Raw genomic sequence first — 17,099 nt, 5'->3', positions numbered from 1 at the left:
AAATAAACAATAAGAATACTTACAATAATTTCATCAAGTTAACATTCCAAAGGGGAAAACTACTATGAATAAAGATATATCAAAAGATGCACAAGTCCCTTCTCAAAGTACAACTGTTCAATCCGCACACTTAGCTTTAAGTGGCGAAACGAAAGGATGGAAACGACTGTTACCGTTTTTAGGACCCGCTTTTATCGCATCCGTAGCTTATATTGACCCTGGTAACTTTGCTACAAATATCGCTGCTGGTTCACAATACGGATATTTACTATTATGGGTTATATTCGCTTCTAACTTAATGGCAGTATTAATTCAAACTTTATCAGCTAAATTAGGAATTGCTACAGGAAATAATTTACCTGAAATAGCTCGCGAGCACTTTCCAAAACCTGTGTCTATCGGCTTATGGATACAAGGTGAACTCGTTATTATGGCTACAGATTTAGCTGAATTTATCGGGGCAGCACTCGGATTGTATTTATTATTTGGAATTCCTATGTTACCAGCTGCTTTAATTACAGCAGTCGGATCATTTATTATTCTTGAGTTTCAACGCAGAGGATTTCGCCCACTAGAAGCTATTATTACAGGGATGATTTTTATTGTAGTAATAGCATTTGGGATTCAAGTTTTTTATGCAAAACCAGAATTAAGTCCCCTTCTTTCAGGACTATTGATTCCGAAATTCCAAGGTGTAGACAGTATATTACTTGCAGCAGGGATATTAGGCGCGACAGTTATGCCACATGCAATCTATTTACATTCTGCATTGACACAACGCCGCGTCGTTGGAACAACTGATGAACAAAAGAAAAAGATTTTCCGTTTCGAATTTATTGATATCATTATCGCAATGGTTATCGCTGGAGCAATTAATGCGAGTATGTTAATTGTTGCTGCTGCACTATTCTTTAAAAATGGCTTGCATGTTGAAGACCTTGATGTTGCTTTTAATCAGTTCAGTACTTTAGTCGGTCCAGTATCGGCTGCTTTATTTGGAATTGGGCTCTTATCCGCAGGACTATCTAGCTCTTCTGTCGGTACAATGTCAGGTGATATTATTATGCAAGGTTTCATTCGAATGCATATTCCGTTATACTTACGCCGCTTTATTACAATGATTCCACCATTAGTTATTATCGCTTTAGGTGTAAATCCAACTTACGCTCTAGTCATGAGCCAAGTCGTCTTATCATTCGGTATTGCTTTTGCATTAGTACCACTTATTATGTTTACAAGCAATAAAAAAATTATGGGTTCACTCGTTAATCACCGCATAACAACTTTTATCGCTTGGATCATTGCTGCACTTGTTATCATTTTAAATATTTTCTTACTGTATCAAACATTTGTAGGGTAATAGAAAAAGGTATTCCAATAAAACTGGAATACCTTTTTTCATTACCACTTATGTATGTACCTCTTTTTGGCATTAGCGCACCTTTCTCAGTTCGAAAGTAAAGTGGTAATCCTTCCGAAAAAAACATGCTCACCTTGGATGGATCCTGCCTTTGATGATGAATATGTAAATGCGGCTCACTTGAACTTCCGGAGTTACCGACTTGGGCAAGAACCTCTCCTTCATTTACATGTTGTCCTTCCCTCACTTTAATTGATCCTTTTTTTAAATGGGCAAGAATCAAAAATGTCCCTGATTCATCTAGTCGTAAATAAATATGATTCCCCGCCATTGACTGAAAATCATCCTCTCCTGGAACTACATCTTTTTCATCATTATTGATAGATACAACTGTTCCAGAAGCTGGTGCCATTACTTCCGCTCCATATATTCCATAATCCCCTAAATTACTACTTTTCACTTCAGCAGGCGGAATAAGAATATCATATGCCCATCGTTCATTTGGTTTTATAACATGATAGTTCGTTTCTAATCGATCACCGCCCCAGCCCACTAATGCTCTTTCATTCAAAGGAAAACGAACGAATGCTTTAGGATTCATAGATTGTACATCTGCTGGGTAAGCAAGTCCCCCTATGTTAGCAAACCATCCTAAAGGCCAGGCTCCAATTATAGAGAAAAGAACGATGAAGAGTAGTGTTCTATCTATTCGCTTTCTGAAAATGCCTTTCCACAAAAATAGTAATACTGACCCTATCAAAATAAAAATTGATACTAAGCTAAAGGCTTGTAACCCCCACCAAACAATGACTGATATAACACCATGGGCTAAATAAACTACACTCCAACTTATAATTAAAAACGCTACTAAAATTACTAATACATATCTCTTCCACATGTTGTACCCCCACCCTCATATCTTTTTTCTACATAATACGAAGTGAAAATTACAACATATAAAAGAAATACTTACGATTTTCTTATAATTCTTTATAATGCGGTAAAACGATGGTAAAAACAGTTTCTTTCTCATTACTGCACACAGTGATATCCCCTTTATGGAGCTCTGCTATACTTCTCGCAATTGCAAGTCCCATTCCTTTTCCACCCGTATAAGAGCTACGTGATTTTTCGCCACGATAAAACTTCTCAAAAACATAAGGAAGGTTCTCTTTCGGAATGCATTGTCCAAAATTTTTAATTTCTATTTCAACATTCATGTCTCTTTTAGAAATTCGAATCAAAATCTGTTTTCCGTCTTTCCCGTACATAATACTATTACTAATTACATTTTCGAACAGCCTCACCATAAGCGCTACATCCATTTCCACATGTAACTCCTTATCACCATTAATACAAAAGCTCATATCGGCATCATCTAGTTGTGGTACAAAATCAATCATGATTTGTTCAATGAACGCTTTCATATTTACTTCACTTTTATGTAATTCAATCTCCCTATAATTTATTTGACAATATTCTAATAAATCATCTACTTGATTTTTTAATTCATAACTTTTTCGCTTTAATATACTTACATACTGTTCACATTCTTCTCTATTTGAATGAAGCTGATTTCCTAACAGGTCCGCATAACCGATTAGAGATGTTACAGGTGTTCGTAAGTCATGAGAAATATTGCTAATCATCTCATTTTTCGTTACCTGCGTTTTTTTTTCATTTTCGATAGACTCTTTTAAACTTTTAGCCATCCTATTAACATTCGTTGCTAATTCACCAATCTCGTCATTTTTCGAAATAGATATATGTATTTCCAAATTACCATTACTTATTTCTTTCAAGTTCTTATTTATTTCAGATAACCTTTTCATCATTGTTTTTGTCATGAATGCAAAATATATTGTAGTAAAAATTAAAAAAGCTATTACATATAAAAGTGAATATTTTTCCTCTAACGCAGTAACATGACTATATATATTTCCAATTAATATTTGAAACGCTATTATACTTACAGTTGCTAACAGAATGCTACATATGAATGCGATAAAAAACTTAGTTCTAATGCCTTGTAATGATTTAATCTTCAATTTTATATCCGACTCCCCAAACATTTTGAATAAACTTCGGCTCTTTTGGATTCTCTTCAATTTTATTTCTTAATCTTGCAATATGAACCATTACTGTATTATTACTTTCATAGGCCCTTTCTTTCCAAACGCTCTCATATATTTCTTCAATAGTAAACACACGATTCTTTGCAGCTGCCATTAAATACAAAATATCATATTCAGTTTTCGTAAGATTGATTGTTTCTCCATATAGCATTACTGTTCTCGACACTTCATCTATTTCTAAACCTCTAATGTTTATTTTCTTTTCTATTACTTGGACAGCATTTTGATTAAAATATGTATACCTTCTTAATTGAGCCTTCACTCTCGCTATAAATTCAATTGTACTGAACGGCTTCACAATATAATCATCTGCTCCTGTACTAAATCCTATTACCTTATCTACATCCGATGATTTTGCGCTTAAAAACATAATTGGTAAACTATGTTTCTCTCTAATCCTTCTACACAATTCTATCCCATCCATTTGTGGCATCATAATATCCAATATAGCAAGTTGAATACTGTTGTTATTTATTATTTCTAAAGCCTCTTCCCCATTATGAGCACTAAAAACTTTAAAACCTTCTTGCATTAAATTCACGTTCATAAATCGAACAATATCTTGATCATCATCTACAATTAAAATTGAATTTTTCTCCATATACAAACCTCTTTTTGAAATATATTCCACAATTAATTTTATCATAAATCAAAAATATAGTTCCCTCTTGAATAATCTTTATTTTCAGACTAGATTATATAATAACAACATATTCTAGTTTCAGAAGAAATGGAGTGAAAGTATGTTTCCTATATTAAAAACCGACCGACTCATTTTACGAGAACTTACCGAAATAGATGCACCTAGTATACTACAATGCTTTTCTAATACTGATGTACTGCGCTATTATGGCCAAAAACCATTACAAAATGTTGATCAAGTGAAACAAATCATTCATAACTTTAAGCTGAGTTACAATGCAAGAAGTGGTATAAAATGGGGAATCGAATTAAAAGACAAGAAAGAACTCATTGGAACAATCGGATTTCATGATTGGTCTTCTGAACATAAACGAGCCAATATAAGTTATGCCTTCCTCCCTGAACACTGGGGAAATGGGTATGCGACTGAAGCGGTTTCTGACGTTATATCATACGGTTTTTACACACTTCATTTAAAACGGATCGGGGCGATTGTCTTTCTTGAAAATGAAGCTTCCAATAAAGTGCTATTAAAACTAGGATTTGAAAAAGAAGGTATTCTGAAAAATTATATGTATCAAGATGATATCCCCTATGACACGAATTATTATTCTTTATTAAAATCAGTTTAATAGAAAGTATACGTAAAAACTCGCTTCAGCATAATGAATCAAGATAGTGGATTTTTAACGAAAGATGGAAAACCGAGCGTTTTTCATTTCTTAGATCATCATACGACTGATGCGAAGTAGAATACATTATATAATCTAAAAAAAGGGGCATGAGCATATTCTTACTCACGTCCCTTTTTTTACGTTCTTTTTCTGTTTTCGCAATATTTTTGGAATGTATACACAGAAAGGTTCGCTTTCCATGTAATCTCCCGTCATTGCATATGCTTTAGAACGAGATCCTCCATAAATATATCGATACTCACAAATACCACACTTTCCTTTATAATTGTCAGGATTACGAAGGTTTTGAAAAACAGGAGAGTTTCGATAGATTTCAGTTAGCGATGTTGTTCTAATATTTCCCGTTTTAATCGGTAATAACCCACTTGCATATACATCTCCAATATGAGAAATAACTACACAACCGTTTCCATCATTCAACCCTTTTGTATCACGCCCAAGCCCATCAATTCGCCCTTTCCTTCCACTCATCAATACATCCTGATATTCAATGACCTGATTTTTTAATAACTGACTTGTTTCTCAGTATAAAATTAAGAGATTAGGGTTTTTTCATTACTCTAAAAATACGCCCTTTGGCTAAAGATTCTTAAAGTTTTCAACATCATCACCTCTTTTCTAAAACCATAAAGAACGTACTATCCGGTAGCACAACCGCATTGCCAGACTCATCTTTAAACTCGATTTTCTCGCTAAGATGTTGTGTATATCCATCCTGTAAATAGTTCATAGCTTGAACGATGTTTACTTTATCTCCGAAGATACCCTTTACGAAATCCTTATAGTCGTTTGGCGTAAAGATTCCAAACTGCTCTTGCACCTCATGAACGAAGGAATCCTCACCCCAAGTATACGTATATAAGAACTCCATCGCATCGTTAACAGGCATTTTGACTGTATTGTCTGCAAGTACCTCATACTGGATTATACGTCCCTTAAATTCACGGACATACTGCTCTAAAAACTTCATTCCGCTTGCATCTTTAAAATGAATCACACGCATTAACGTTTTATCTTCGGTCATGATGCCATCACGAATGATAATACGACCTCCTGGCTTTAACACTTCGTAAGCACTCTTTAGCCCCTTTTTAATTACTTCATGATTGAATTTCTTACCTTCATACTCGATATAAGAAAACAGCTCATGAAGGATAGAAGAATATACAATCGTATCAACCGATTCTTTTTCAAACGAGCTGCTTAAGTTGATTGCATCCCCTTTAATGACATCCCAAGAACGCCCCTCGTTCTGCTTCTTCTTTTTCAACGTATCAATCACATTTTCAGAAATATCGATACCATAGATTCGTTTGTCCTCGGTCTCTTCTTCGATCATGTCTAACATGACACCACCACCGGCTCCGACATCTACCATCGTATCTCCCTTTATATAATCAAGAATAATTCGTTTATCATCAGCCGAGCTATTCATATGCTCCAGATACACTTCTTCGTTATGGAATCTATCATATGCATCCTTACGTAACCCGAAGAAATCAAACAGCAGCACATTTGCCCGAGCATGCATCATATCTATCTTTTCTGCCTCTACACAGAAGGTAATTAACGCCTCACCTACAGCGGAAAACTGAAACGACACATACGCAGTCTTCATATCTTCATCGACTTTAGCCTTAAAAGAAACATGCGTTGTATTCGGCTTCTCGTTCTCACGGTACTCCCGTAGATATTTCTCAATAACCCGCTTACGATACACGTTGTCCTTTTTCTCGCCTTTGAAATCATAGTGCAACTGCTGCATCAATTTCTCGAAATGTATATGCTGAATTTTTCTAGATCCTATCTCGTTCTTTAACATAATAAAAACTGTCCAAATATCCTCAAAACTAAGAGCATGCATAGACGGTTCTACATACCACAAATCCTTATTAGATAAAAATATTTGAACGTCTCTCTTCTCGCTTCCCATAATTATATCTTTTTCAAATACTGACTCCTTATGTTTTGGAGTGAGTCTATGTATACGAGAAGTAAATGGCTCCACATAACCATCAAATAGTCCATCAATTGTAATCTTCACATCGTTCTTTACTTCGCTCCACAAAGATTTTGATACACCCTCAATAATACATTGGTTAAGATAGTATAGAATCTCCTTTAACCTAACGTCTCCGTACTCTTCTTTATATTTGTTAATTAAATCAACATGAGAGTCCAAACGAGCCTCCCCGCGGATATACTGCCCGATTAATCCATGTGTTCTAATTAAATCTCGAATAAACAAATACTCTGTAGAATTTAAGTTTGTCTCCACACGTTCAATAAACTGAATATCACTAAAGATATCAGCAGAACCCTCGTTATGTACGAATAGATTAATCCCGTTTTTCTTCCATTGCTCCCGCTGTTTTAAAGAGCCTACCTTTGCAAGTTCACTATACGTTAGTACCTTTTCAATAATACGATACGCTTCTTCATCTATAGGCAATCCATCTAACACTTGCAGCGTACGGTGTACATAGTACAACACCGCATCTGTTTTTAATGCACCAAGTACTTGTACATTCTCATAGTTTTGATGTATCTCCTCTGCCTCGATTAAATATTTTAACCACGTAGGGAGAGTATCAGAAAACCCTTCAATATATGTATTTAGAATCTCAATGTTTTTCAAATTATTTACCCCCATATATAACCAATATCTGTAGTAAGGTTTGGGACACCTTCTCTAAAAAGATCATCACCCTATGTCCCCCTTTACCATCTAGATCTCTTTTAAATACGAACGCATCAAACCTAGTCCTTTCATCTTGTAAAAGAGAGTTATCAATTTTGTTTTTAACATGCCAAGTTTGTAACACATTCTTTTGTTCATCTCTTATTTGAACTCCATCAGGAATTTCGGCGGAATAAACATCAGGACTCAGCCGATCACTACTTAAATCGATAAACATATGTTGTGACAGAATCAACTGAAAATGGAAACGGCAAGCGGGTGCACTCCACTTGCCGTTTTTTCATAGCTTAGTATGTATTTGAATTTCTTTTGCTTTCTCTTTTTCACCCTTCACGCGTACAATTAAATCATATGATCCGGATTTTGGAGCTTCAAAAGAAAACAAACCTTCTTTTTGAGAAGTGATTTCTTCTTCATAAATAACCTTATCATCTTTTGTAACTTGTAATAAAATCGTACCTTCTTCAACAGCTGCTTCATAAGGGATTTCCACATTTCCTTTTTCAGCTTTAAGCGTTTGTACGTCGTAATACCCTTGCAGAGAACCAATTTCCAAAGTCGTTTCTCCATTTTTTTGAACCTTTGTAACTTGTGTTGCTGTATTGCACGCGCTTAACAATACAACAAGAGTGAGAATCATAAATACACGTATTAATTTCATAAAAATTCCCCTTTTTTATGTATATGAATTAAGATTCATTCTTTAATTATTTCAAAAACACCAATAGCTTAAAAGAATCACTGCTTTTCTTCAGTTTCTTTTTTAAATAATTTTTGAAACTCTAATTCAGTTTCATTAATAAAACCGAGATGTAACACACTAGAGATATCTTCATGATTCAAAAAGAAATTGTACTCCGAAGAAATATTACCATGAGGGAAATAACAACATACATAATCCCATGTTTTTTTTGTTTCAGAATCCATCTGTCTTCTTCCATAAACCATTAATGGATGTTCCCAATCTTTAAACATTACAACAGAACCTATTGGAAGTAATTCTAACTCTAAATTTTGTCCCATCTTATTTCCCACCTCTTAAAATAGCTTTTTTTACAATAAAATACATAATAGAGAATAGTAAACAAGCTCCAATTGTACCGAAAGTTGCAATTGAAATTTTCCCTGCTAATGATTCATTTGGATCTAATGCATTAGGTAAAACTGTCCCAAAAATTGCAATGCAAGCTAATATAACCATAAAATATTTTAAAATTTTCACTTTCTTATTCATACTAATTTTCCCCTTTATTCTTTAATAGCAAATTCTCCACCAAATCCCCATAAACCTACACCAGGACCAACTGGTACATGGAATTTCACTCCACTTTTTCCAGCTTCTAAAGATCCCCCGACTGTCCCAAGTGACGCCGATCCTCCAATTTGTAATTTTTTATCAGAAAATGGAAGTGGGATTTTTATAGCACTCTCATATTTTACTAGAGTAGCTTCAGCTCCTATATGTAAATTCCCATTTTCTACATGAGCACCTAATTCTGCAGTAGCAAGTGCTACTTTAGCTTCAGCCCCTACTCCAAATCCTCTAATATTCTCTTGTTCTATTCCAGCTTGGGCTACTGTAAAACCAACCATAGGTCCATAAGTTTGTTCCCTCTTGTTTTTATCTTTCACATCAAATCTATCATAAGTACGAGAACTTACAAATGGCTCAGCTTCAACTGTAAGACCTTTAATAAATAGACCACCAGTTCCATTTTCATCTACAAGTGATTTTTCATACTTTTCACCATTAATTACATTACCAATTCCTTTTACAACTACTCCAGCACCTGCTTCAACCGCTGACTTTGAATTCATCAAAAGTGAATTATTATTAGAGTTTTTAGACGAGTATTCCATATCAGTTTTTTCAAATTTCTCTGCTATACGAATTAATTCATCTTCTATTTGTTTTAACATATTAAGAAAAGATTCATGTGCTTTATTCATTCTAGGTAAATCATTATAAAAACTTAAACTCGAAGCACCAATCCATCTCATTTGAAGATTTAATAATTCCCCTTGAATTTTCAAATGACGATCTGATTCTACATTACTAGCATATCTAAAATTCTTTGCAATTCTTCTTAACTCTTCCGGTTTAACTTGTATATTCCCCATTTATATCCCCCTAATAACACATTCAATAAATCTTATAACATAAACATTTAATTTTAATCATTAAAAATCCTACTTTCTCTTACTTTAATTGTTTCTAAAATATAGATAAGAACCCCTAAACCAAATATCTTTTCAGCGTTAGAAATATTATTACCTAATTTAATAATAGGTACATTTAATCCGAATCTTTCACTCCATTCCAAAGGCATATATCCTCTTTTACAGTTTATTAATATCCGATTATCCATTGTACGAAAAGAAGTTTCGAAAAAATCAAATTCAACTTCTACTTCAGAAAGTTTTATCTCTTTTTCATTCATTAAAGAACCACGTACCGTTCCAAATCCTTGTATCATATTTTCTTTAAACATCCCTACACGATTATAATTTGAATCATAAATAGCCCAATCATAATTTTCAACTTCACTATGAAAATATGCAAGAATTTCTCCATTACTTGCTTCCAATCCAAAAATTTGTTTATTTTTTAAAAATGGTAATGTTGAAGAAACCATCTTTGTTCCTGCTACATATATCCCATCAGGAGTATATAAGCCTACATGTTTATTTTTTTCAGGTAATTCTAATAAAACATAAGTATCGATATTCCAAAACTTCAAATCATTTCCAACTATATTTTCTCTTAATAAATCCCCTTTTCTTAGTTGCCAAAATCCAATACCAAAAACAACAAATGAAACTATAATAATGAAAATTACTGGTCCCCAGTTAATATTACCCCAGGTATTATACATACCAATTAATCCATAAAGAAAAAGCCCAGTTCCAATCAAACACTTAACTTTCCCCTTTTTTTTATAATACTCAAACAATTCCACACAAACACCTCTATCAATTCATCTTAATACCCCAAATTACCCTTTAAGTATACCAAGGACAAAATATATAATCTAATATTTTCTTTATATAATTAAAAACAAGCATAGTTACAGCAAGAGAATGCTTGTACGCTGATCTGTACTGCATTTCCTTATTCCATGTATGCTATATTTCTATTTTTCTTTTTCTGTTATTAAAAACCTACAAAGAATAGCAACCACATTCAAGTATCTTTTTTCTTAACTATTTAATTTCGTTTACTACTAACTTCTTTTTACTTAAATAAACTGCTCGAATTGATTTTTTACAATTTCTTATGAATGCGTAACTACAATTTTGCATCTATCTTCTTTATATGCTGGGAACATCACCAAAGGCTGTCCCTGCCCTCTGTAAAAAACCTTACTTTTAAAAAGTAAGGTTTTTTGCATTTATTCATTTGCGATATAAGCATTCTTATACGTATAAACACCACCAAATTGATGCTTTTCAATTCCTTTTACATAATCCTTTTGTACGTAAGCTGATCCCATTTGATAAAGCGGTGCAACTGCAGCATCATCTAATAGAATACGCTCAGCCTCTTGCAATGCTTCCCATCTTTTCTTCTGATCTAGTACAAAATCGCTTTTCGCTTTCTTTATTAATTCATCGTAGTAAAGGTTAGAATAATTCATTTTGTTATTTGGATTACTCGTCGTAAATAGCTCTAAATAACTAATTGGGTCTTTATAATCCGGTCCCCAATTTGCCATAGATATATCGTAATCTCCTGTTTGTTCTAACTGTAATTTTTGCTTAAATGGCTGTTGTTTAATTTGTATCGTTAATCCTTGCAAATGCTTTTCTAAGTCCCCTTTTATATATTCTGCCATACGTTTTGCATTATCTTGTTCATACGTTAAAAACTCGAGGTTTACTTCGTCTGCTCCCAGTTCTTTTTTCGCTTCTTTCCAAATCTTTTTCGCATTTTGCAAATCATATGGAGAAAGATCTCCATTTTCTTTTCTAAACTCTTTACCAGTCTCCTCATTTATATGCCCAACTGGTACAACTCCACTTGCAGACTTTGCCCCGTTATTAATAAAGTGAGCAACGAAATCTTCTTTATTTAACGCTAATGAAATAGATTGACGCACCTTTTTATTTGCTAACGCACTATTTTGCTCATTAAAACGTAGCATAGCAATCCCAGGTTCGCTCGACATATGTAATTCCTTATTCCCTTTATACTTGTCTACAAATTGAGAATTAATAGACACTCGATCCAAATCACCAGCTTCGTATAAATTAACAGCCGTCATTGTATCCTTTACAATCTGAAAGTTTATCTCGTCTAATTTCACTTTCTTTTCATCCCAATATGTAGCATTCTTCTTTAATTGAAACTCTTGTTCATGCTTCCATTTCTCTAATACAAATGGCCCGTTATATATGAGATTACTAGGTTCCAATGCATAATTACTTCCTTGTTCTTTCAAAAATGATTCATGCTGCGGTAAGTATATCGGCAATGCTAACAACTGTAAAAAATACGGAATTGGCTGATCGAGTTCCACTTCTAACTTATAATCATTTATAACTTTAACGCCAAGGTTATCAAGAGGCATTGTTCCCTTATTTATCTCTTTTGCATTTTTCACGTAAAAGAGCATGTACGCATATTGAGACGCTGTTTCACGGTTAATTGCACGTTTCCATGCAAACATAAAATCATTTGCTGTCACACTGTCTCCATTTGACCATTTTGCATCTTTACGCAAATCAAATGTATATTTTTTACCATCTTCACTTCTTTTAAACGATTTTGCTACCGCTGGAATAGGATGATCTTGATCATCTAATACATACAAACCTTCAAATATGTTTTGCATAACGTGTGCTGATGTACCATCCATCGTTTTCGCAGTATCAAGAGAAGGAATTTCTTCTGATACTGTTACATTTAATACTTGTTTTTTTGCCTCTGTATCACTTTTATTCGCTTTATTATTACAAGCTGTTAATAATAAAGTTGTAACAAGTGCCATTACCATTAAATGGCTCTTTTTTCGCTTCATGAGTTTTTCTCCTTAAGTATAAAATATTATAAAGCGTTATATATTATAGCAGAAATATGAACAGAAAGATGCGACATTCTTTTGAATATTTATTCGCTCAAGAAAAAAGCGATCCTTTTAAAAAAGGATCGCTTTTCCTAAATACAATTAAAACTAATTGTAGTCTCAATTGTATGAAGGAAACATTCTTTCGGAACTAACTCTTCAACAGAAACTGATACACATTCGTCACAATGATTATTAAAGCACCATCCTAAGAAATCTCTCCTTATTCTCTTTTTATCAGTGTTAACACATAAAAAGAAGTTCAGATAGAAAGTGGTATTTGACAAACCTTATATACTTAAGGTTTTTGTAAGGATCAAGTAAGAAAAACGAGAGCTTTGTTTCGTATAGTCAAAATATGAAGTGAAGGAAGAAAGAGAGATTAAGAGTTACCAGAGTTATTAAGACAAAATCAGTACGGTTGGTTTTAGATGAACATATCAATGGATTAGGCCTTTTTTGCACCAGAACCATAATTACCATGCCTGTTTTTACCATCACATATTGGAGGTTAAAATATGAATAAAAAAAAGAAAATACAAAAAACAGTACTTTCCTTTACCTTGCTCTTTTCTTTTGGCATTTCATCTTTCCCGCTTACAACAGCTATTCACGCAAATACACATGCGAAACAATCTACAGAAAAGGAACGAGTCTCTTTAACAGAGCGGACATCGTTATTTTTTGAATATCTCCAGCAAGGTAAGTATGCAGAGGCACTTCAGTTGACGTCTGCTGCTTTTCAATCTAAGTTTACAGCAAACACATTACAAAACTGGTGGAAACAAAGTGACTGGAGCGGGATAAAAAGTATGGGAACCCCCGTGATAAAAGAACGAAACTTGGTCCATCAGACGGTGGAAATTCCAGGAACCACCCAAGGAGCTACCATACCGTTACTCCTTAAATTCACACCTGGTGGGAAAGTAGATGAAGTTGGGGTAAGGACGCCTCCAGAATCTTATATTATCCCGCAGCCTAGCTACGATCAACCTGCTTCCTATAAAGAACGTGAAATCGTCATTGGAAGTTCTACCTATCCGTTACCTGCCACATTAACGGTTCCGAAACATAAGCCTGGTGAAAAGGTACCCGTAGTTGTTCTTGTTCATGGTGCTGGCATCCATGATCGCGATAGTACATATCTGGGAACAAAAATCTTACGAGACATTGCGGTGGGCCTTTCGTCCAACGGAATTGCGGTGTTACGCTATGAAAAACGCACCTTTGAACACGCATTAAAGATGAGTGCAGAACCCGTTACGTTAGACCGTGATACTACAGATGATGCCATATATGCAGCAAAATCAGCAGCGCAGCAGGAAGGCATTGATCCAAATAATATTTTCATTCTCGGACATAGCCAAGGTGCTGGCACAATGCCGCGAATACTGAGCAAAGCGCCTTCCTCACTTGTTCGAGGAAGTATCTTACTCGCACCACCTGCACGCCCTTTGACTGACACTGCCATTGATGTGAGTCAATACCTTGGGGCGCCAAAGGAAGTAATCGATGAACTAAAAAGACAGTTCGCTTTTATCCTGGATCCTACTTTCGATCCTGACCATCCGCCAGCTGGATACAATTTTCCATTTCCGTCTCCTCATTTTATGTATGATGTTACTAGGTGGCGTCCAGTTGAGGAGGCAAAATCACGAAAAGAGCCTTTGCTGATTCTGCAAGGGGCACGCGATTATCAAGTAACAGTAAAAGAAGATTATACAAAATGGCAGGAAGGACTTTCAAACCGCGGGAATGTTCAGTTCAAAGAATATCCGAAATTGAATCATTTCTTCACGGAGGGTGACGGGGAATTGAGTCTTCCAAGTGAGTACGAAATCCCTGCAAATGTTCCCGAGTACGTCATCCAGGACATTATTACATGGGTCAATGAGACAAAAAAATAAGAAAACATCAAAAGCCTTCATGCAATCATTATTGCGTGAAGGCTTTTTTAAAACTAGTGATTTTATCTAAACCATTCTCTTCTGTTTTATTAATCAACACTCATAAAAAACTTCTCCTTTCCCTCTTTTTATCAGTGTTGACACATAGCACAGGGAAAGGTACAAAAACAGGCTGTGGAGAAGACCTTCCCCACAGCCTAAAAATACCTATCTTTGCAAACCTCGTTTATAACGACTTGCTTCAAATATAATACGCTCTTCATCTAACGTTTTACATTCGCCATTCCAAACGACACGTTTTCCGTTAATAATTACATCACTTACATCTTTTCCACTAGCAGCATATACAAGGTGCGATAACACTTCATCTGCTGGTTGTAAATGCGGCTTATTAGATGGGTCAATCGTAATAAAATCAGCACACTTTCCAACCTCAAGTGATCCTGTTTGTTTCATCCCGATTACTTCAGCAGCTCCTTTAGTCGCAAGTGTAAGAGCTGTTTCAACTGGTAACGCTGTTGCATCTTGGTGAATACCTTTTTGTAGTAAAGTCGCTATGCGCATTTCTTCAAACATATCTAAATTGTTGTTAGATGCCACACTATCTGTTGCAATTCCTACTTTCATTCCTGCTTCTAGCATCGCTTTTACATTCGCTATACCAGAACCTAGTTTTAAATTACTATTTGGGTTATGTGCTACTCGAACATCATGTTCTGCTAAAAATGCACGCTCATTTTCATTTAATACTACACCGTGTGCAATAACTGTTGGGCGTTTAAATAACCCGCAACTTGCTGCATATTCTACTGGACGTTTCCCGTACTGTGCTTCAATATCACGTACTTCACGCTCTGTTTCCGAAAGATGAATATGAACCATCGTTTGATTTTCTACTGCAATACGAGCGCACTCTTCTAACAGTTCTGCACTACATGTATATGGACTATGCGGTGCAACCATCGTAGTTAACATGCCACTTTCGTTATAGTAGCGCTTCACATATTTCTCAGCTTCTTCGATTGCTTTCTTTTCATCGTCTTTCGTTCCGAAGCTAAATAAAGTTCTTGAAACAGCAGCTCGCATCCCGCTCCTTGATACCGTTTCCATAATTGCATCTTGATCTACTCCAATTGGATTAAACATGTCAGAGAATGATGTTGTACCACTTTTCACCATTTCAAGTAATCCTAATTCCGTGCTAGCGACCGCAAGCTCTGGCGTAAATTGACTTTCAAGTGGCCAAATTCTCGTCTCAAGCCACGGTTGTAATAACATATCATCGCCAATACCTCTTAAGAGACTCATTACAACGTGTGTATGTGTATTTACAAGCCCTGGTAAAACCCACTTTCCTTTCATGTCAATTACTTCATCTACTGCAAAATCATTAGCGAATTCTCCGCTCTTTACATCTATAATTTGATCATTTTCTACAATGATATATCCATTTTCTATCACTTCGTTTTGTTCATTCATCGTTACGATTGTAGCGTTTACATAAGTTGTTTTCAAAAGTATTTCCCCTTTCAACTCTATGAAGTTCCCTTTAATAAGTTACCACCATTATAGTAACTTATTAAAGATTAAGAGTCAAAAGATAATTTCAATTCTTTCATTATCTTTTCCTTCAAAATGCTATATTGTTTTTCATTTGTATCTGCAAATGCTTCTTCCCGGTTTGATTCCACATCCAAATAGTTCAGGTTTTCATTGAATTGAGCCTCTGTAAAATCAAATCTCTCCCCATCTATACTGTTATAAAAGTGCCACTCCTCTCCAACTTTTGTCTTTTTGATTTTCCCTCCACATATATCTTGAACAACTAAAGCTGTTACACCACACTGTCCCTTTGCTAGATTTTCACTTGTCCACTTTGAACTTGTTTCAATCGACCACAATTTTATAAGTGCTTCATATATTCTTTTTGCCTTTACATTATCCATTCTCAGCTTCTCCTACTATTAATAGTTTTACACATCATATTTCAAAAGGGGCAGTAATCGGTCCTTAAAAACCGTTGATGGTGTCTCTCCGATTAACTTTGCTCCCATTTTCAAATAATATCCTTTTGCATTCGGATCACTATCAATCGTAAAGCTTTTTATTCCTAGTTCCTTTGCTTGCTCTATTACAAACTTCCACATTATTTTCCCATACCCCTTTCCTTTGTAACGAGGATGAATGTATAAGAAATCGAGAGCTTTATCGTTACGTAAAAATGAGAAAAAACCAATCTTCGTATTATCGTTTTCTAAAACATATACAAAATTGTTTTTTATGTACTCATCGGTAATTGTTAAATCTTCCTTACAAGCAAGTATGAATGCTTCGCTATAGTTCCACGTTGCTTTTGAATGTAGTGCAAGTTCACTTAATTCATTTGCTTCACTTACTAACGCTTTTCTTATCTTCATGATTCTTTCTCCTCACCTTCAATATGTAACCTATTAAAATGATTCGAAAAAATAATTTAAAAAACCTCTTATTTCCGTAAATAAGAGATTATTTTTATAAGTCTTTATTATAGGTAACAATTTTTTAAAAGAAAAAGAACGCCATTCCTGAGAATTGGCGTTCTTTTTCTTTTAAC

The 17,099-nt window shown here is 34.8% G+C and carries 16 protein-coding genes and 2 pseudogenes; 3 read left to right on the top strand and 15 right to left on the bottom strand.

Features of this window, described 5'->3' with window-relative positions; all coding sequences use genetic code 11:
* Positions 1-64 precede the first annotated feature (64 nt).
* Positions 65-1,360: an Nramp family divalent metal transporter gene (locus MR113_RS10285; protein ID WP_242253992.1), complete on the top strand. Its 1,296-nt coding sequence runs from the start codon at positions 65-67 to the stop codon at positions 1,358-1,360.
* On the opposite strand, the gene MR113_RS10280 is transcribed toward MR113_RS10285, so the two are convergent.
* The 3 genes from MR113_RS10280 to MR113_RS10270 all read right to left on the bottom strand — a co-directional run bounded on the left by MR113_RS10280 (position 1,317) and on the right by MR113_RS10270 (position 4,096).
* Positions 1,317-2,258: a M23 family metallopeptidase gene (locus tag MR113_RS10280; protein WP_242253989.1), complete on the bottom strand. Its 942-nt coding sequence runs from the start codon at positions 2,256-2,258 to the stop codon at positions 1,317-1,319. The two genes, MR113_RS10285 and MR113_RS10280, sit on opposite strands and share 44 nt — an antisense overlap.
* Positions 2,259-2,340: 82 nt before the next feature.
* The gene (locus MR113_RS10275; protein ID WP_242253987.1) at positions 2,341-3,408 is read right to left on the bottom strand and encodes a sensor histidine kinase; all 1,068 of its coding nucleotides are present in this window, start codon (positions 3,406-3,408) and stop codon (positions 2,341-2,343) included.
* The gene (locus MR113_RS10270) at positions 3,398-4,096 is read right to left on the bottom strand and encodes a response regulator transcription factor (protein ID WP_242253986.1); all 699 of its coding nucleotides are present in this window, start codon (positions 4,094-4,096) and stop codon (positions 3,398-3,400) included. Before MR113_RS10270 ends, MR113_RS10275 begins: the two co-directional genes overlap by 11 nt.
* A 142-nt stretch (positions 4,097-4,238) precedes the next feature.
* Here MR113_RS10270 and MR113_RS10265 point away from each other — a divergent pair, with 142 nt between their 5' ends.
* Complete coding sequence (locus tag MR113_RS10265) at positions 4,239-4,769, top strand: GNAT family N-acetyltransferase (protein ID WP_242253983.1); 531 nt, start codon at positions 4,239-4,241, stop codon at positions 4,767-4,769.
* A 165-nt stretch (positions 4,770-4,934) separates the two neighbouring features.
* On the opposite strand, the pseudogene MR113_RS10260 reads toward MR113_RS10265, so the two are convergent.
* The 9 genes and pseudogenes from MR113_RS10260 to MR113_RS10220 form a co-directional block, all read right to left on the bottom strand.
* Positions 4,935-5,336, bottom strand: a pseudogene (locus MR113_RS10260) (SPASM domain-containing protein); the annotation flags it as partial.
* Positions 5,337-5,439: 103 nt separating this feature from the next.
* Positions 5,440-7,485: a class I SAM-dependent methyltransferase gene (locus MR113_RS10255; RefSeq protein WP_242253981.1), complete on the bottom strand. Its 2,046-nt coding sequence runs from the start codon at positions 7,483-7,485 to the stop codon at positions 5,440-5,442.
* Positions 7,486-7,813: 328 nt separating this feature from the next.
* Complete coding sequence (locus MR113_RS10250) at positions 7,814-8,194, bottom strand: BA_1872 family lipoprotein (RefSeq protein ID WP_242253979.1); 381 nt, start codon at positions 8,192-8,194, stop codon at positions 7,814-7,816.
* A 77-nt stretch (positions 8,195-8,271) separates the two neighbouring features.
* On the bottom strand, positions 8,272-8,556 hold the full coding sequence (locus MR113_RS10245; RefSeq protein WP_242253976.1) for a DUF4176 domain-containing protein: 285 nt from the start codon (positions 8,554-8,556) through the stop codon (positions 8,272-8,274).
* 1 nt (position 8,557) lies between these two features.
* Positions 8,558-8,767 carry a hypothetical protein gene (locus tag MR113_RS10240; protein ID WP_001036914.1) on the bottom strand — a complete coding sequence of 70 codons (210 nt, stop codon included), beginning with the start codon at positions 8,765-8,767 and terminating at the stop codon, positions 8,558-8,560.
* A 14-nt stretch (positions 8,768-8,781) separates the two neighbouring features.
* The gene (locus MR113_RS10235; RefSeq protein WP_242253974.1) at positions 8,782-9,654 is read right to left on the bottom strand and encodes a WXG100 family type VII secretion target; all 873 of its coding nucleotides are present in this window, start codon (positions 9,652-9,654) and stop codon (positions 8,782-8,784) included.
* A gap of 53 nt (positions 9,655-9,707) precedes the next feature.
* On the bottom strand, positions 9,708-10,493 hold the full coding sequence (locus MR113_RS10230; protein WP_242253972.1) for an ABC transporter ATP-binding protein: 786 nt from the start codon (positions 10,491-10,493) through the stop codon (positions 9,708-9,710).
* Positions 10,494-10,737: 244 nt separating this feature from the next.
* Positions 10,738-10,853 (bottom strand): annotated as a pseudogene (locus MR113_RS10225) (ABC transporter ATP-binding protein); the annotation flags it as partial.
* A gap of 72 nt (positions 10,854-10,925) precedes the next feature.
* Positions 10,926-12,554 (bottom strand): peptide ABC transporter substrate-binding protein, encoded by a 1,629-nt coding sequence (locus MR113_RS10220; RefSeq protein ID WP_242253970.1) that lies wholly within the window; start codon positions 12,552-12,554, stop codon positions 10,926-10,928.
* 563 nt (positions 12,555-13,117) lie between these two features.
* Between MR113_RS10220 and MR113_RS10215 the strand changes: the two genes are divergently transcribed.
* Positions 13,118-14,506, top strand: a complete 1,389-nt coding sequence (locus MR113_RS10215; RefSeq protein WP_097843455.1) for an alpha/beta hydrolase — start codon at positions 13,118-13,120, stop codon at positions 14,504-14,506.
* A 207-nt stretch (positions 14,507-14,713) separates the two neighbouring features.
* Here MR113_RS10215 and MR113_RS10210 read toward each other — a convergent pair whose 3' ends face one another.
* The 3 genes from MR113_RS10210 to MR113_RS10200 are packed head-to-tail and all read right to left on the bottom strand — an operon-like array spanning position 14,714 to position 16,923.
* Positions 14,714-16,039, bottom strand: a complete 1,326-nt coding sequence (locus tag MR113_RS10210; protein WP_242253968.1) for a bifunctional S-methyl-5'-thioadenosine deaminase/S-adenosylhomocysteine deaminase — start codon at positions 16,037-16,039, stop codon at positions 14,714-14,716.
* A 53-nt stretch (positions 16,040-16,092) separates the two neighbouring features.
* Positions 16,093-16,452, bottom strand: a complete 360-nt coding sequence (locus MR113_RS10205; RefSeq protein ID WP_242253966.1) for a YunG family protein — start codon at positions 16,450-16,452, stop codon at positions 16,093-16,095.
* A gap of 27 nt (positions 16,453-16,479) precedes the next feature.
* Positions 16,480-16,923: a GNAT family N-acetyltransferase gene (locus MR113_RS10200; protein WP_061676666.1), complete on the bottom strand. Its 444-nt coding sequence runs from the start codon at positions 16,921-16,923 to the stop codon at positions 16,480-16,482.
* Between the last annotated feature and the right edge of the window lie 176 nt (positions 16,924-17,099).

The sequence above is a fragment of the Bacillus cereus group sp. BfR-BA-01379 genome (genome assembly GCF_022663605.1).
GTDB lineage: Bacteria > Bacillota > Bacilli > Bacillales > Bacillaceae_G > Bacillus_A > Bacillus_A mobilis.
The sequence above is the reverse complement of the archived record's forward strand: the minus strand, read 5'-3'. Positions and strand labels throughout refer to the sequence as shown.

What these genes read in the sequence shown, in the direction of transcription:
- MR113_RS10235 (WP_242253974.1), bottom strand. Translation starts at nt 9,654, where the DNA reads ATGGGGAATATACAAGTTAAACCGGAAGAGTTAAGAAGAATTGCAAAG.
- MR113_RS10205 (WP_242253966.1), bottom strand. Translation starts at nt 16,452, where the DNA reads ATGGATAATGTAAAGGCAAAAAGAATATATGAAGCACTTATAAAATTG.
- MR113_RS10265 (WP_242253983.1), top strand. Translation starts at nt 4,239, where the DNA reads ATGTTTCCTATATTAAAAACCGACCGACTCATTTTACGAGAACTTACC.
- MR113_RS10285 (WP_242253992.1), top strand. Translation starts at nt 65, where the DNA reads ATGAATAAAGATATATCAAAAGATGCACAAGTCCCTTCTCAAAGTACA.
- MR113_RS10215 (WP_097843455.1), top strand. Translation starts at nt 13,118, where the DNA reads ATGAATAAAAAAAAGAAAATACAAAAAACAGTACTTTCCTTTACCTTG.
- MR113_RS10270 (WP_242253986.1), bottom strand. Translation starts at nt 4,096, where the DNA reads ATGGAGAAAAATTCAATTTTAATTGTAGATGATGATCAAGATATTGTT.
- MR113_RS10280 (WP_242253989.1), bottom strand. Translation starts at nt 2,258, where the DNA reads ATGTGGAAGAGATATGTATTAGTAATTTTAGTAGCGTTTTTAATTATA.
- MR113_RS10200 (WP_061676666.1), bottom strand. Translation starts at nt 16,923, where the DNA reads ATGAAGATAAGAAAAGCGTTAGTAAGTGAAGCAAATGAATTAAGTGAA.
- MR113_RS10240 (WP_001036914.1), bottom strand. Translation starts at nt 8,767, where the DNA reads ATGAATAAGAAAGTGAAAATTTTAAAATATTTTATGGTTATATTAGCT.
- MR113_RS10220 (WP_242253970.1), bottom strand. Translation starts at nt 12,554, where the DNA reads ATGAAGCGAAAAAAGAGCCATTTAATGGTAATGGCACTTGTTACAACT.
- MR113_RS10250 (WP_242253979.1), bottom strand. Translation starts at nt 8,194, where the DNA reads ATGAAATTAATACGTGTATTTATGATTCTCACTCTTGTTGTATTGTTA.
- MR113_RS10245 (WP_242253976.1), bottom strand. Translation starts at nt 8,556, where the DNA reads ATGGGACAAAATTTAGAGTTAGAATTACTTCCAATAGGTTCTGTTGTA.
- MR113_RS10255 (WP_242253981.1), bottom strand. Translation starts at nt 7,485, where the DNA reads ATGGGGGTAAATAATTTGAAAAACATTGAGATTCTAAATACATATATT.